This window comes from Dehalobacter sp. (assembly GCF_030063005.1).
Classification (GTDB): domain Bacteria; phylum Bacillota; class Desulfitobacteriia; order Desulfitobacteriales; family Syntrophobotulaceae; genus Dehalobacter; species Dehalobacter restrictus.
Window position 1 is genome coordinate 1 of the sequence record NZ_JAPDHR010000003.1, and the last position, 14,457, is coordinate 14,457.

Consider the following 14,457-nt stretch of genomic DNA (forward strand, 5'->3'; position numbering starts at 1 on the left):
GCCAGATTTCCATGCTATCTTACAAAGATTATATACCTTTTTTCATCTAGTTTATAGAGAAAAAACGGAGCTTACTCCTTCAACGGCAAGGGGCTTTAGTGAACGGAAGTTTGATTTTCAATTAACGACGATTTTCCTAAACACGGACTGGAGGATGGGTGAACAATTGTTTGATTTCGAGGGTGTTGCACATCATTTGACAAATCGTATGGTAAAAGGTGAAGAAATGGACGCTGTCCATAAAGCGAAAATAGAATATGGTTTAGCCTTGCTTCTTGGAGTAATAATCGAATTAATTCTAACCGTAGGGGTATCTGCAATATTCGGTACCATTGTGTATACGCTCGTGATAATATTTTCCGCTTTGGCTTTACGGGTATTTACCGGCGGTTCTCATTGTTCCAGCTACCGGCGCTGTCTGGTTTTTTCCATGGCTTTCTTTACCGGGTTGTCATTGGCTGCCAGATGGATCGCATCTCAAATTAACGTATATCCATTGATCGAAGTGATCCTTATCCCTGCAAACATCGGAATTTTTTTTCAGGCGTTTATGCAGACAGCTATCGGCAAGAATTTTGTATTAGCAAGTGACAAGCTGATGCAAAAGATTGGGATCTAATTAAACTATCAAGAGTTTCCGTTATCGATGATTATGCAAAAAAGACATGCACGGATTATTTCGCACATGTCTTTTTCATCTTTCTTTGCAGATTTTAGAAGTCTCCAGTGGTAACTGCAGCTTGTTCAAATGTGGCCATTTCATCAGCGATTTTAAGGGCTGCCTCGACCATCGGGAACATCAGAGCGGCACCTGTGCCTTCTCCAAGTCTCATATGGAAGTCAAGTCTGGGTTTGAGCCCAAGCTGATGAAGAGCTAGATGCTGTCCAAGCTCTTCTGAACTATGAGAAGCAATCATATAGGAAGTGGACAGGGGTGCCAGTTTTGCTGCAGTGATTGCTGCAGCAGATGAAATGATGCCGTCGAGAATAATTGGTACATGCTGATAGGAAGCTTCGAGGATTGCTCCAACGAGCGCAGCAATTTCGAGTCCGCCAATTTTGGCCAGGGTATCGATTGGAGCGTCAGGATTACACTGATTAATTTCGATTGCGCATTTAATCACGGTTTGCTTATTAATCAGGGCATCATCTTTTAAGCCAGTTCCGCGGCCGGTAACATCCTCAACAGAGTGACCGGTAAACACAGAGATCAAGGCAGCGCTCGGCGTTGTATTGCCAATACCGACTTCACCTGTTGCTAACAGATTAACACCAGAGTCAATCGCATTGGCCGCAATTCTTGCACCTGTCAGTATTGCAAGCATGGCCTCTTGACGGGTCATTGCCGGTCCTTTCGCCATATTGTCTGTTCCGTTTTTAACCCGGTAGGCCATAAGCTCAGGAGCGTCCAATGGGGTGGCAATGCCGATGTCCGTACTGATAACATCTGCTCCGGCATTCCGGGCGAGGACATTAATGCCGGCACCGCCATTCAGGTAACTATAGAACATTTGTTTCGTGATTTCCTGAGGTGCAGCACTGACGCCTTCGACGACAACACCATGATCTCCGGCCATAAGAAGGACTGCTTTTTTATTGATTTTTGGATGCGTGGTGCCAAATATGCCTGCGAGCTGTTGTGCAATATCCTCTAAGACACCTAAGCTTCCGAGGGGCTTAATTTTCGCATCTACACGGCTTTGCATGCCTGCCAAGGCTTCCTGATCGAGCGCTTTGATTCCGCCCATCAGTTCTTGCAAGGCAATTTCAAGTTCCTGCCCAGTCGCATTTTTTAAATTTTCCAAACCATGAAATTTTGTAAGACTGCTCATTTAAAAACCTCCAATAAAATATTTAAAAATAAATAAAACCCCGCCACAAATTTTCTTGTGGTCGGGATTTTGCCGTCATCACCGCCGCTTTCCATTACCCAGGAAAGACTTTTACCTCTTAGGCAGGCCTCCTGACTCAGACTCAAACGTCCTGAACGCACCTTCCCAGCATACGCCAGTGGATCAGCGGGGACTCGTCTATACAGTGGTGGGTCCGTATCGGATTATTACCGATTTTCCTATTCTCCCTTAGTGGGGCACCTAAGATTATATAAATATATTTAACTTCTATTAAGATAACGAAAATCATCAATAAAGTCAAGTCTAATTAATTCAAAATACTCACTCAATTTGGCAATTACTGTTAATTAATGGTTATTTTTAATGATATATGGTATAATACGATTTGCTAAATCATCCAAACAGATATGGGAGAAGAAATGTTTAAATATGACTTAACACCAAAAGTTTGCCGCATCTGTGACATGATTGTCGGTGGCCAAGCTGGAGATAATCCGCCTCTGCTTATATCTTCAATGTTTCATAACGGAGACCGTATTCTGGAAAGCCGCCGTGACAGGAAATTTGACCGTGAAAAAGCCCGTTCATACATTCTCAGGCAGGAAGAGCTGTCCGATCAGACAGGGATACCTGCCATAGTAGCTTTGACAGCGGTTTCCGCAGATGAAATGAAGGAATATATTGATTTTTATCTTACAATCAGCAACCGCCCTTTTGCTATAGACATTTGGGGCGAAAAAGCGCGTCTTGACGCGGCAGAATATGCTGCCAGTCTTGGTATTCAGGACAAAATTCTATATAACAGCATTACACCCTGGGATAAAGACAGCATCGGCCAGGCAGCGGCATTAAAAGAATTGAAAATCAAACACGTGGTCCTGCAAGTATTCGATGAAACGAACCAGACTCCTTCCGGCAGGGTACAGGCATGCCGTGAAATGCTGAAAGCCATTGGAGCGAAAGATTTTGCCTCGGTCTTAATCGATACGACAGTAATGAATCTTCCGTCCATTTCTTTTTCATCCCTGGCAGGCAAACAAATCAAAGCGGAAACCGGTTGGCCGGTTGGATCAGCTCCTGCTAATGGGACGTATATGTGGAAAGAAAGTCGGGAGATGTGGGGTGGGGAAGGCTTTTCCGCCATGAATGCTGCAGTGCATGCAGTATCGGCCGTCCTGTGGAGCGATTTCTTATTTTATGGTCCGATCAAAGCGGCTCCAAGCGTACTGCCTGCTGTAGCGGCAGCTTCGATGATAGTTTCAACTTTGGCTTATGACGAAAGCCAGGAGCTGCCGGCTAATCCTACTCATCCGTTGAATAAATATTTTTATGATTTCGCACAGAAACTGGTAGAATTCGATAAAACGAAATAAAAAACAATTGTCGTAATTTTGTAAATGAATGTATGGGACAAACAGCTCCTTTCTGAAGTGGATCCTGTTGAGGATACTGCCTGGAAGGAGCTGTTTATATATTTATATATTAGAAATTATTTCTACTTTTTCACAAGGAGTTATTTTTGACTATACTTTACCATATATTGGTACCGATGTTGTAATCGGATAAAAGTGAGGGCAATAATTTGATTATAAAAGACATATTTGAAATGTTTTTGTCTAAAACACTTTATCAGCTAAAACGGCTAAATGCCAGACAAATATGGGGGATATTCATCGCACTGATCGCAATATTCATTGGCCTTTATTTCTGTGAGGAGTTATTTCTAAGTAATCCTGTAGGGATAAATATAGATCATTTAGGTGTTTTTGCCCAAATTCTTCAAGCACCCGTATTTCAAGCGATAAGAATCGTCTTATATATTTTATTATGGTTATTAATGATTAAGCTGCCGTTTATAAGTTTTAAAACAATTGGCATTAAAACACCTTATGGAGAGCTTAGCATGGAGGCTATATTGTCTGAGTCTGCTGTTATTAAAAATGCCATGCTGAATGAAATCAGTGTTGCCTTGATGGGGATATTAAGAATCTTAAATAACGCATCGATAATGGAAATGATTGAAGATATTAAAAACATTGGAAAAGAAATTACGGATCCATATTTTATTAAAAGTATAACAAAGGTAATCAATATCCAATTTAAACTATATACTATTAGAAAGACACACTGCAATTATCTGATTGTATCTGAAGAGATTGCCTCATATAATAATGTACCGATTGTGAATAGAGCCACATTAAAGGAGCTGGCTCAGGAATCGATTATTAATAAGGACTTTAGGATCAGCGACGACGCATCAATTATGGCTGTTCCCTTATTCTTTAGAAGTGAGATATGCGCCATCATCTACGTTCAAAGCGAAAAGTATCTGTTTCAGCAGGTCGATGCTATGATCATCGATAGTATCTGGAACAACATCTGTCATAACAACGAAGCCTATGAGGAATTGGTAATTAATCGTGAACGAGATATTTAAGAGGGGGAGGGGATTGATGAATATGCGAAAATCTTATAAGGTAAAGGAAATTATTGAAACAGCTGAAAAAGAATACTACGGGTTCCTCAAGATTCTGCCTCAATTGCGCGAAAATAAGGTAACCGTGAAGCCGAATCTACAGTTTAAGAAACAGTTAAAAGAAGAATTCAAGCAAATTCTAGGTTTATAATTAAACTAATATGCTCTTTTTACCCCTGCTAATTCAGCAGAGAACGTATCAAGCGCCACTAAGTCGCTAGGGCTTAGCTCTTTAACAGAAGCTTTCCCCAAGCCACGAATGGCTTGTTCCATTTCAACAGCCATAGAACGTAAGACATTGGATACTCTTTCAGCGCTTAAGTTTATGTTTAGCTTTTTGTTATATTTCGATGCATAGCTAACAAGGACTGTAGGAGGTTCCCAGGGGATTACTTTTTGATGCTGCTTGTTGGCTAAGGCATATAAGGGGACGGTACCCAGATAAATAGCATCGGCACCAAGCGCAAGTGCTTTTAAACAGCTTCCGGGATTAAAGTAGCCGCCAGAGACAATCAGACTTATCTGCTCTCGAACTCCGCGGTTTTGTAAGTAACGGACCGCGCGAACTAACGCATGGAGACTGGGAATTCCAAAGTCATCCTGCATCGTGGGGTTGGAAACAAGCGATCCGCCTTGCGTTCCGTCGACGGCAATGACATCAAACCCTGCATCTACAGCTAAACCTAAATCTTCTTCAATTTTGTCTGTGGACATCAATTTCAGAGCAATAGGTATTCCATTCGCTTTATTACGCAGGTTATTGACCAGTATGGGCCAATCTGCGGCACTTTGTACACCGGGAGGAGCAGGTAGACCCGATATCCCTTGATTGGGGGATAAGCCCATAAGTTTACGTGCTTTGCCTTTAATTTCATCCGGAGCTACATAGAAGACGCCTTTCTGCCCTCCTTGCGAAATATGTACTTCCAGCATGTCCGCAGAGGCAATCTCTTGATCCGTGCGTAATCCCCATGGCCAATTGGCAATTTGCAGAATATATTTATCCGCTTCATCGCGTTCTTCTTTCAGATAGGGGCCTTCACCGGAGTTTGTAGCTGTCCCTGCTAGTTTTGCTCCTCTGGCTAAAGCTATTTTTGCTGGCTCGCTTAGAGCGATTCCATAAGCCATTCCAGAAATAAGAAGAGGTATATTGACCGTAAGAGGCTTGGTTGCCTTAGGGCCCAGTGTCACTTTCATGTCAACTGCGGTATCGCCTGATTTAGAGAGCATCGTCATTTGAGGTGGAACAAACATAAGGTTATCGAACCCGTCAAACCTTTTTGAACTGCCAATTGGCCTGTTAATCGTTGTCCCTTGTGTTGCCCTTAAGTTGTTTTCAACAATGTTTTGAACACCGGCCCGATGAATGGCAGTCCATAGCTCCATGACGTTTTTACCGTATTCATCTGTTGTTAAAATAGTAATTGCTTTTGCTACATTTTTTTGAATTAACTTACGCGTTAGTGGTCCGGTAGTTAATAAAGCTAGCGGTAAAGATGCCAGCATTATTTTTCGATTTCTTGAGCGGCGGATTTTTAGGGACTTTTGTTCTTTGTGATGTCCTATGGCGTAACCAGCTGTTAAAATGGCTGCAATGGAGCCGAGAGCCTTAAAAGAAAAACTGAAATCTCCCGAATCTTTATTCATGTAATATCACCTCACGTGTAATGCTTAATTCGAAGAGTTCGAATACCTTTTTATTATTTTTAATGAACAGTATTATTCTTATCCTAAATTTTAAAAAGATACCTTTTATTATTTGCCACCTCTAGATATCCATAACATACCATAACCAAAGGCTGCCTTTTATTTCTCTTTTGGTTTCGGTAAGAAATAGATAAATACCTAATAATACCCGTGTCCATGCTAGAATGGTTGATTGATGCAAGCTCGGCTGTTATAGTAAAGAAAACATTTTTATGTTATAATGAGTTTAGATTAATAAAGTAAAACTAAGAGGTTCGATTCCGAACCCTTTTTCTTTTCCCTTATTCAAGAACTTGGATTTTGGACAAAATAACATTAACTTTTTTGTGGAAGTGAAAAAAATGAGACATCAAAAATTAAGACGCAGTAATGCTCAAGGTTATCTTAAAGGTCATCAGGATGCTGAATTTCAACGATGTGAATTCTGTAATGTGCCGATATTCCGTAACGCTTGCAGTGATGAAAGAAGTATTAGTGCTTTTCAAGGTAAAGGAAAAATACTGTGTAACAAATGTGCTGCCATAATTGGAAATATGCCTGAAGAACAAGCACTTCAGGCTTTGAATAACGCATCTGAGACCTACCCCAAAGTACCATAACCGAAAAATAGCACCGTATAAAAACAAACAGTGCTATTATAAAGATATATTTTTAAGAAAGAGTTACATTTGTTGCCTGGAGCCCGCGTTGTCCTTTTTCTACATCAAATTGTACTTTTTGACCTTCATTGAGCGATTTATATCCTTGGGATTTAATAGATGAAAAATGAACAAACACATCCTGTCCGCCATCTCCTTCGATAAATCCAAATCCCTTTTCAGAGTTGAACCACTTAACAGTCCCAAACATGGAACACACCTCCAAATTGTTTTTGTTTCATTATTATTATGTTGATCATTGTAGTAAGTTATTCTAGGGATAATTAAGACATTTAAAAAAATATAGAAAGGCAGACTCTAAATGAGAAATTTAAGAATGACAATCGCCTATGATGGGACCAAATATAAAGGTTGGCAAAAACAAAAAGATACCGATCTGACCATTCAAGGTAAAATTGAAACTGTCTTAGCAAAAATGGCAGAGGAGAAGATTCAGGTTATCGGTTGTGGAAGGACAGATGCCGGGGTACACGCCGAAAATTACATTGCTAATTTCCATACAACATCTACCTTCAAGACCAAGAAGATCTTAGCCTATTTGTATGAATTTTTACCGGAAGATATTGTTGTAAAATCAATGGAAGAAGTATCTGAAAGATTTCATGCCAGATATAACGTCAAAGCAAAAACGTATGTTTATACCATCAATAATAATAAATTCAGGGATGTATTTAACAGAAAATATACCTATCACTTAGCGGATAAGCTGGATCTGGAACAAATGAGGACTGCTGCAGAACTGCTCATTGGAACGCATGATTTTCAGAGCTTTACAAATGAGCGCAGTGCTAAATCCACTGTTAAAACAATCAATTCTATTTTGATTAACGAAAATAAAGGCCTTATTAAAATTGAATTTAACGGCAATAGCTTTCTATGGAATATGCTAAGAATTATCGTTGGAACGCTGCTCGAAGTAGGAAAAGGCACGTTGCAGCCGAACGATGTCAAAAAAATCTTACAGGAAAAGAAACGTTGGGAAGCAGGGCCCTTGGCACAAGCCAAAGGTTTATGCTTAGTCGATGTACAGTACTAACCATTATTATAGCAAAGAGAATAAAATTCAAGATTTACAAATATAACTGAGGAAACAAATATAAACCGAGTAAGCAAAAGGCAAGAATCAACTGTATGGTTCTTGCTTTTTTTATTTGCCTACAGATGGCCTTATACCTCACTGCCATAGATGGTAAGGAGCGGCGATTATGTAATCATAATGAATTAATTGAATTGAACTTTTTCGTTCATACTAAGCGAAACAAAAAATATTTAAATATTTGAATGCTTCTAAATAAATGGAGGCACTTGCTAAACGGGAGGCACCTAAAATGAAAACAAAAAGAAAATCAAAAATCCGCAAATGGATGATTTATAGCTTGATCACCCTTGTCGTTATTAGTGTTGCGTCGGCTTACCTCTTACGACCAAAACCTTTTTCCTATGATAGTGTAACTGCCCAAAAGGGGGATATCACGACCAATTATACATTTTCCGGAAATATTGAAACCCAAAACCGTCAAACCGTCATGTCAGAAAAAATCATGCAGGTTTCAAAGCTTAATTTTCAAGAAGGGGATACGGTTAAAAAAGGAGATATCTTACTTAAAACAACAACCGGTGAGGCGATAAAAGCCAAAATTAATGGTGAAATAACAAACCTGACCGCGGAAGAGGGGTCCCAGGTCATGGCCGGTACAATGCTCATGGACATCGTTGATTATGACAACCTTCAGATTAGTATCAAAGTCGATGAATATGATCTCCCTGCCATAAAGACAGGCAACGAAGCAAATATTGAAATTGCCGCTATTCAAAAAAAACTGAAGGGTACAATCTGCAGTATTTCCAGAGAAGGTACGGTTGCAGGTGGTGTGACCTACTTTACGGCGGCTGTTGACATTAATAAAGATCCAAGTCTACGCATCGGCATGACGGCAGAAGTAACCATCCAAAATCAAAAAGCCGTCGGAGTGGTTACCCTGCCCATGTCAGTGATCCAGTTTGACGCTAACAACACGCCCTTCGTCTTCAAAGAAGGGGAACGCAATGCCGTCGTGCATACGGAGATTACTACCGGTGTTAATGACGGCCAAACCGTAGAAATCAAAAAAGGGGTAGCCGTAGGAGAAACCATCTATTATCCCAAAACAACGACAGCAAATAATTTGACCTTTGGCGGCAGAATGCAAGGAGGCCAGATCAATGACGGAAATCCTTAAGATGCAAGATGTTTGTAAAAGCTACTTCATGGGAGAAGAGGAACTTCAAGTTTTGCATCATGTCAATCTTACTATCCGTTCAGGCGAATCCTTATCCATTCTTGGTCCCTCCGGTTCAGGAAAAACTACGCTGATGAATATCATCGGCTGTTTGGATGTCCCGTCAACCGGCAAATATTTTCTATCCGGCAACGATATCGACGATTTGAATGAGGTTGAATTGGCCAGAGTACGGAACAAAGAGATTGGCTTCGTTTTTCAAAACTTTCAACTTTTGCCGCGCATGACTGCCCAGCAAAATGTCGAGCTTCCACTCATTTATAGCGGTCTGTCTCCCGTGGAACGCCTAAAACGCTCCAAGGCCATTCTCACGCGTGTTGGACTTCAAGACAAGCTAGAAAGCCTCCCCAATCAACTTTCAGGCGGACAACAACAACGGGTGGCCATCGCCCGGGCAATCGTTACCGACCCGACTATTCTGCTTGCGGATGAACCAACCGGAGCCTTGGACCAAAAAACCGGCAATCAGGTCATGGATCTTTTCGAAAAATTAAATCATGAAGGCAGAACCATCATTATGATAACCCATGATCAAAATATTGCGCGTCACGCCAAACGCCTTGTTCATATTTTGGATGGAAACTTAACAGAGGGGGAGGGAGCTTGATATGCTGTGGGAAAGTATCATGATGTCCTGGAAAAACATCGTCACCAATAAACTTCGCTCGTTCTTAACCATGCTGGGTATTATCATTGGTGTGGCCTCAATCATTGCGCTTATAACCATTGTTCAGGGTGCGACCAACAGCATCAGTCAACAAGTGACCTCCCTCGGCGCTAATAAAATTACGGTCAATGCAATGGGTACTCCGCTGAAACAAGGACTAAACGAGGAAGATATGAAAAACATTGCTCATCTTAAAAATATCAAAGGCGTATCACCGACTGTGTTAACCAAAACCAATATTGTTTACCAGGACCAAGTCAAAGAAGATATCAATGTTCAGGGAAAAAATGAGGTGTACTTTCAATCGAATAAAAGCCTGCTCCAATCAGGCAGAGCCATCAATATCCTGGATATTCGGAGTAAAAACCAGGTTGCCGTTATCGGGCAGGAACTTGTAACCGCACTCTTTTATGGAGTCGACCCCCTTGAAAAAAACCTGATCATCAACGGAACAACTTATCAGATCATTGGTACAATGGCTCCATCAAGCGGTTTTAGCATCACCTCCACAAATGACACGATCGTAATCCCGTATACGACTGCACTTCGCAGTCTGGGTGTAAAAAATATCACTGCTCTTGATGTCTTTTTAGTGGATACAAGCTTAGCCGATGATACGGTATTGGACATTAAAGGGGTTTTAAACACTGCTTTTAACTATAACGATCAGGCTTACTCTGTGTTCAACATGGGAGATATTATTGCTTTTTTTCAGTCTATGATGGGGATGATGTCACTGCTCTTAGGAGGAATTGCCGCTATTTCTCTGGTTGTAGGCGGGATTGGGATCATGAATATGATGCTGGTATCGATTACCGAGCGCACGACGGAAATCGGTTTGCGCAAAGCCCTGGGAGCCACCCCCAATAGAATCCAGGTGCAATTTTTAATCGAATCGATCTTTCTCTCCATTTTTGGCGGGCTCATCGGCTTGATTTTGGGAAGTGTCATCGCCTATATTGCTTCCACCCTGATTGGTGTCGGTTACACCATGCAATTATCCACCGTTATCTTAGCGGTAGGGTTTTCAGCTGTCGTCGGAATTATCTTTGGCTATATGCCTGCGAGAAGAGCCAGTAAATTAAATCCGATTGACGCTCTGAGAAGTCTTTAGTTAAAGATTAGAGTCTCGCCAAACGCGCAAAGTCAGGCAGCGGAGACTTCCGCCCCCAGCTAATAAGGCCTCAGGATGGAAGGGAATCATTTCCACCCCTCTGCGGCTCAGCTCATTTTGGGTCCTAAGATTTAAGGCAATATCATAATGGATGAGAATATTAGCATCCACAGAAACAAAACTGCAGCCCCATAACTGCTGTTCCTGGTCGGAGATATCAATAAGTTCCATTTCCCGGTGAGCAAGATAATCCCGTATATTAATTTCCGTGCGCTGCTTTTCGGTAATCAGATATGTTTTCAAAAAAGCCGGCAAATAAGCTAAGGCCAGACTTTCACTGATTCTGCCAAAAATCATATCAGGGTGCATATACCGTCTTTCCTGGGGAATCTCCGCATAGATGATCTGCGAAAAAAGATGGAGTGCTTTATTGAAAAATTCTTCGAGTGTTTTTTGAGCATGCCGCTCGGTATCCGCTAAAAAAAGAATTTCAGGCGAAATTGCCAGACACCCTTCAAATTGATCCTCACCCTCAAAGGCATGAAAGATGGGAATGCCGAGATTCTCCAGAGCTTCTCCGACAACCTTTTCTTCTCCTGCGCGGCTGCCGGGGCACATCTTGGAGAGGATAGCTCCTTGACTTGTAATCAGGCAAGTATCGTTAAGATAGGGTAAATTCGGTAGAGAATCCATGAGCGTTCTATTCTTCTGTACATAATCCTGAAGGTTGAGTACCTCAATTCCTTGAGAGCGCAGAAGGTCAGCATACCGGTCATGTTCCAACTGATATTGAAAAATATCAGGGACAAAATTAAATAAGCATTCCTGATAATTTGCCGGATTGACTAAATTCAAAGACTGTTGGGGCTTATGAAGAATGACTTTACGTAAACGAGCTAATTTTTCCGTACCAAATACTTCAATATGTTTCAAACGGAATTCCCCCTAAAAAAGCAAAATTATCTGGATGTAGTATTCACAATAATAGGCATTTTAGAAGTATATTTTGAACAATAATAGACAAGCAGTGTTTTACATTATATGATAAAAAAGAAAAATAATTGTCGAAATAGAAAATAGGCCAATAAAGAAAGTGAGATAAACAGATGGCAGTACAGGTTCTAACTGACAGTACAAGCTATATAAGTAAGGAAATCAAAGAAGAACTAAATATTAGAATGGTATCTTTGAGCCTTTCATTTGGGAGTGACAGTATACGAGAAGTAGATATCGATAACGATCTGTTTTATAAAAAAATGGATTCTTATGGAATTCCGACATCTTCGCAGCCTTCTATTGGCGAGTTATATAATGAAATGCTTGCGGTAATCGAGAAGGGAGATAGCCTCTGCTGTATTTTCTTATCTTCAGAAATGAGCGGGACCTTTTCAACAGGGCAATTAGTGAAAGAGATGGTATTAGAGAAGCATAAAAATGCCAGGATAGAGATCATTGATTCTAGGTCAAATTCCATGCAGCTAGGGTTAGCGGTCATTATGGCTGCAAGAGAAGCAAAAGCAAATAAGACATTAGAGGAAGTTAAAGAAGCAGCGTTAGAAAATATTCAAAGAAGTAGGTTCTTATTTATTCCTGAAAACCTCAAATACCTAAAAAAAGGCGGCAGAATTGGCGGGGCCAGTGCTTTAATTGGTGACTTATTTGGGATTATTCCGATTCTGACTGTGGAAAACGGCATAACGACCGTTGTAACAAAAGTAAGAACGAAGAAAAAGGCAGTATTATCGATGATTGATATCATGCTGGATAACATAAGCAAATATGGTTTAGGAGAGGTCATTATTCATCATATCAATTGTCTGGACGAAGCAAAGGAACTTGCACAACTGATTAAAGAAAAGTTGAAAGTTAACATAGATATCATAGCTATCGGACCGGTCATTGGCCTGCATGTTGGTCCAGGTACCATTGGCATTGTTTATTACACGCAAAAAGCATTAAGGTAATAAAAATAGCTAACTAAAGCCAAAAGATTCTTGAAAGAGCATTATTTACTCTTTTCATGTTTGCCATCATGTACACCAATTTTATTGCCGTTAATAATTCCTACATCTGCGTTATCTTTTGGTTTCATTTTTCTTAATTCAGCATTGCTTTTTTCTCTGTCTTTGATTCTATTTTTATTATTATCCATAATAATCCCTTCCTTCTACTGAATGAAACTAAGTCAATTTAATATTTGTATAAAAGAAGTGAATTATTCAAAGAAAAATAACAAGGAATTTGATGAAAAAAATCGAAAGTCTTATATCCCCTTACAGGTGATTCAGGAAGGGGACGTAGTAAAAATACAAATGCTCAAGAATGAAAATGGATAATATGTTATTATGCTGTTGATAGTTAGAGATTAGATATAGACCTGCTGTCTATTATGTTAGATAATTAATTACACCTAAAGGAAGTATTCCCGAACCATATTTGGGAAAAAGTAATAAAAGTTTATTTGACTTGAGGCCGGTCGAATGAGTGACATATTGACGAATTGACACAAAATGGACTCCACCAACTTGCGACGGTGGAAAAGATATTATAGCAACGATAAAACGGCCTGATGGGATGGAATATGTTTATATTGAATGTAAATTATACAAATGTGAGCTTTAAATACTGACGACCGGTCGGGTCTAAAATAAGAATACCGCTAATTCTTATTAAAAGCTCAAACAATTTGTAAGGATCGATCAAAGAGTCTTGATAGGGCAGGGGCCTTATATTATTTTGTTTTGATAAGCCAGGGAAATATTAATAATTTCATTTTTATACAGATTTGAAAGTAAAAAGACATATCGAAATTTAGAAGTAATATTAATATAACATGTGAAATATATCACTTATTAAAAGAGGGGAAACTTAAATCAATGAGATTTCTTAATCAAAATGTAATATCCTTTTTTAATTAGTAGATATTTTATCTAATTGACCTATAACGATGAAATAATTAATCCTATCGACTGGCGTGTTTAATCGAAAATCCCAGAACTCATTTTCCATTTATATTTATATAATTGAATAATTCTAAATATGAGGATTAAAATTACTTTATATTTAATCTAACGAAAATTATTAAACTTTAGGATAAAGTTTAAGCTTTGCAATTAGACCAGAATCTGGTTACAAATCACAAAAGAACTAAAATTGCCTCGATATTGATTAACTCAATTAAGCGTACAAATATTCCAAGGTACAAATACCTTACCCAATACATTTTAACGCCTTACAGGGCAAATCTGGGGCTGCTATTCAGAAGCATTTTTTGGCAAAAAAAAGAAAAGCAATTATTCAGATAAAATATAGAAAAAAGACTGATAAAGTAAAACAGGCCAGGCAGACATAGCAGAAATAAATATGAAAAATACAAGGGCTATGAAAAAGATATACGCGTGACAAGAATAGAAGTTATATAATTAACAAAAGCTTAGTAAAACAAAAGTCCAAGCAAGAGCAAAGAATAAAATGTATGACAAACAATAAATCAAAAACACCGGAGCAGTGCGACATAACAGATTTATTGCTGATTACAATCCTCAACGCATTATCCCATCTTTGCATTACACTTTACTTTACATAATATTTATTAATAACCTCAGGTTAAAAATATTAGAGGTAATAAATGCGAGAAACAATGCTCTTGGAATGTTCTACTGTTCATGAATATGATTTTGGAAAATTTAAAGAGTATGTAAT

Annotated in this window: 15 protein-coding genes and 1 riboswitch; of the genes, 10 read left to right on the plus strand and 5 right to left on the minus strand. The window is 39.4% G+C overall.

Annotated features, from left to right (window positions below):
- Positions 1–619: accessory gene regulator B family protein (locus OKX56_RS01255; RefSeq protein WP_353737744.1), on the plus strand; the 619-nt coding region annotated here is incomplete at its 5' end.
- 94 nt (positions 620–713) lie between these two features.
- On the opposite strand, the gene cobT is transcribed toward OKX56_RS01255, so the two are convergent.
- Positions 714–1,832, minus strand: coding sequence for a nicotinate-nucleotide--dimethylbenzimidazole phosphoribosyltransferase (gene cobT, locus OKX56_RS01260; protein WP_019225400.1), 1,119 nt, complete (start codon positions 1,830–1,832; stop codon positions 714–716).
- A gap of 104 nt (positions 1,833–1,936) precedes the next feature.
- Positions 1,937–2,112: riboswitch (cobalamin riboswitch) on the minus strand.
- Between the two features lie 160 nt (positions 2,113–2,272).
- Here cobT and OKX56_RS01265 point away from each other — a divergent pair.
- From OKX56_RS01265 to OKX56_RS01275, 3 genes are all read left to right on the plus strand, one after another.
- A complete protein-coding gene (locus OKX56_RS01265) occupies positions 2,273–3,226 on the plus strand; it encodes a tetrahydromethanopterin S-methyltransferase subunit H family protein (RefSeq protein ID WP_019225398.1) in 954 nt (317 codons plus the stop codon).
- A gap of 209 nt (positions 3,227–3,435) precedes the next feature.
- Positions 3,436–4,290 (plus strand): hypothetical protein, encoded by an 855-nt coding sequence (locus tag OKX56_RS01270; RefSeq protein ID WP_019225397.1) that lies wholly within the window; start codon positions 3,436–3,438, stop codon positions 4,288–4,290.
- Between the two features lie 16 nt (positions 4,291–4,306).
- Positions 4,307–4,480 (plus strand): hypothetical protein, encoded by a 174-nt coding sequence (locus tag OKX56_RS01275; RefSeq protein ID WP_019225396.1) that lies wholly within the window; start codon positions 4,307–4,309, stop codon positions 4,478–4,480.
- Between the two features lie 5 nt (positions 4,481–4,485).
- Here OKX56_RS01275 and OKX56_RS01280 read toward each other — a convergent pair whose 3' ends face one another.
- A complete protein-coding gene (locus OKX56_RS01280; protein ID WP_019225395.1) occupies positions 4,486–5,976 on the minus strand; it encodes an FMN-binding glutamate synthase family protein in 1,491 nt (496 codons plus the stop codon).
- 401 nt (positions 5,977–6,377) lie between these two features.
- Here OKX56_RS01280 and OKX56_RS01285 point away from each other — a divergent pair, with 401 nt between their 5' ends.
- A complete protein-coding gene (locus OKX56_RS01285) occupies positions 6,378–6,635 on the plus strand; it encodes a hypothetical protein (RefSeq protein ID WP_019225394.1) in 258 nt (85 codons plus the stop codon).
- A 52-nt stretch (positions 6,636–6,687) separates the two neighbouring features.
- Here the strand turns inward: OKX56_RS01285 and OKX56_RS01290 are convergent, their stop codons facing one another.
- On the minus strand, positions 6,688–6,885 hold the full coding sequence (locus tag OKX56_RS01290) for a cold-shock protein (protein WP_019225393.1): 198 nt from the start codon (positions 6,883–6,885) through the stop codon (positions 6,688–6,690).
- 111 nt (positions 6,886–6,996) lie between these two features.
- Between OKX56_RS01290 and truA the strand changes: the two genes are divergently transcribed.
- From truA to OKX56_RS01310, 4 genes are all read left to right on the plus strand, one after another.
- A complete protein-coding gene (gene truA / locus OKX56_RS01295; RefSeq protein WP_025205677.1) occupies positions 6,997–7,731 on the plus strand; it encodes a tRNA pseudouridine(38-40) synthase TruA in 735 nt (244 codons plus the stop codon).
- Between the two features lie 292 nt (positions 7,732–8,023).
- Positions 8,024–8,914, plus strand: coding sequence for an efflux RND transporter periplasmic adaptor subunit (locus OKX56_RS01300; protein ID WP_025205675.1), 891 nt, complete (start codon positions 8,024–8,026; stop codon positions 8,912–8,914).
- The gene (locus tag OKX56_RS01305; protein ID WP_025205673.1) at positions 8,898–9,581 is read left to right on the plus strand and encodes an ABC transporter ATP-binding protein; all 684 of its coding nucleotides are present in this window, start codon (positions 8,898–8,900) and stop codon (positions 9,579–9,581) included. Before OKX56_RS01300 ends, OKX56_RS01305 begins: the two co-directional genes overlap by 17 nt.
- A gap of 1 nt (position 9,582) precedes the next feature.
- Positions 9,583–10,755 (plus strand): ABC transporter permease, encoded by a 1,173-nt coding sequence (locus OKX56_RS01310; protein WP_025205672.1) that lies wholly within the window; start codon positions 9,583–9,585, stop codon positions 10,753–10,755.
- On the opposite strand, the gene OKX56_RS01315 is transcribed toward OKX56_RS01310, so the two are convergent.
- Positions 10,756–11,688 carry an arginine deiminase family protein gene (locus tag OKX56_RS01315; RefSeq protein ID WP_025205670.1) on the minus strand — a complete coding sequence of 311 codons (933 nt, stop codon included), beginning with the start codon at positions 11,686–11,688 and terminating at the stop codon, positions 10,756–10,758.
- A 173-nt stretch (positions 11,689–11,861) separates the two neighbouring features.
- On the opposite strand from OKX56_RS01315, the gene OKX56_RS01320 reads away from it, so the two are divergent.
- Positions 11,862–12,719, plus strand: a complete 858-nt coding sequence (locus tag OKX56_RS01320) for a DegV family protein (protein ID WP_025205669.1) — start codon at positions 11,862–11,864, stop codon at positions 12,717–12,719.
- Positions 12,720–12,760: 41 nt separating this feature from the next.
- Here the strand turns inward: OKX56_RS01320 and OKX56_RS01325 are convergent, their stop codons facing one another.
- A complete protein-coding gene (locus OKX56_RS01325; RefSeq protein WP_167539426.1) occupies positions 12,761–12,907 on the minus strand; it encodes a hypothetical protein in 147 nt (48 codons plus the stop codon).
- Positions 12,908–14,457 lie beyond the last annotated feature (1,550 nt).

Excerpts from the sequence above, each read along its gene's own strand:
- cobT (WP_019225400.1), bottom strand. The coding sequence starts at position 1,832 with ATGAGCAGTCTTACAAAATTTCATGGTTTGGAAAATTTAAAAAATGCG.
- OKX56_RS01265 (WP_019225398.1), top strand. The coding sequence starts at position 2,273 with ATGTTTAAATATGACTTAACACCAAAAGTTTGCCGCATCTGTGACATG.
- OKX56_RS01275 (WP_019225396.1), top strand. The coding sequence starts at position 4,307 with ATGAATATGCGAAAATCTTATAAGGTAAAGGAAATTATTGAAACAGCT.
- OKX56_RS01280 (WP_019225395.1), bottom strand. The coding sequence starts at position 5,976 with ATGAATAAAGATTCGGGAGATTTCAGTTTTTCTTTTAAGGCTCTCGGC.
- OKX56_RS01285 (WP_019225394.1), top strand. The coding sequence starts at position 6,378 with ATGAGACATCAAAAATTAAGACGCAGTAATGCTCAAGGTTATCTTAAA.
- OKX56_RS01290 (WP_019225393.1), bottom strand. The coding sequence starts at position 6,885 with ATGTTTGGGACTGTTAAGTGGTTCAACTCTGAAAAGGGATTTGGATTT.
- truA (WP_025205677.1), top strand. The coding sequence starts at position 6,997 with ATGAGAAATTTAAGAATGACAATCGCCTATGATGGGACCAAATATAAA.
- OKX56_RS01300 (WP_025205675.1), top strand. The coding sequence starts at position 8,024 with ATGAAAACAAAAAGAAAATCAAAAATCCGCAAATGGATGATTTATAGC.
- OKX56_RS01305 (WP_025205673.1), top strand. The coding sequence starts at position 8,898 with ATGACGGAAATCCTTAAGATGCAAGATGTTTGTAAAAGCTACTTCATG.
- OKX56_RS01310 (WP_025205672.1), top strand. The coding sequence starts at position 9,583 with ATGCTGTGGGAAAGTATCATGATGTCCTGGAAAAACATCGTCACCAAT.
- OKX56_RS01320 (WP_025205669.1), top strand. The coding sequence starts at position 11,862 with ATGGCAGTACAGGTTCTAACTGACAGTACAAGCTATATAAGTAAGGAA.
- OKX56_RS01325 (WP_167539426.1), bottom strand. The coding sequence starts at position 12,907 with ATGGATAATAATAAAAATAGAATCAAAGACAGAGAAAAAAGCAATGCT.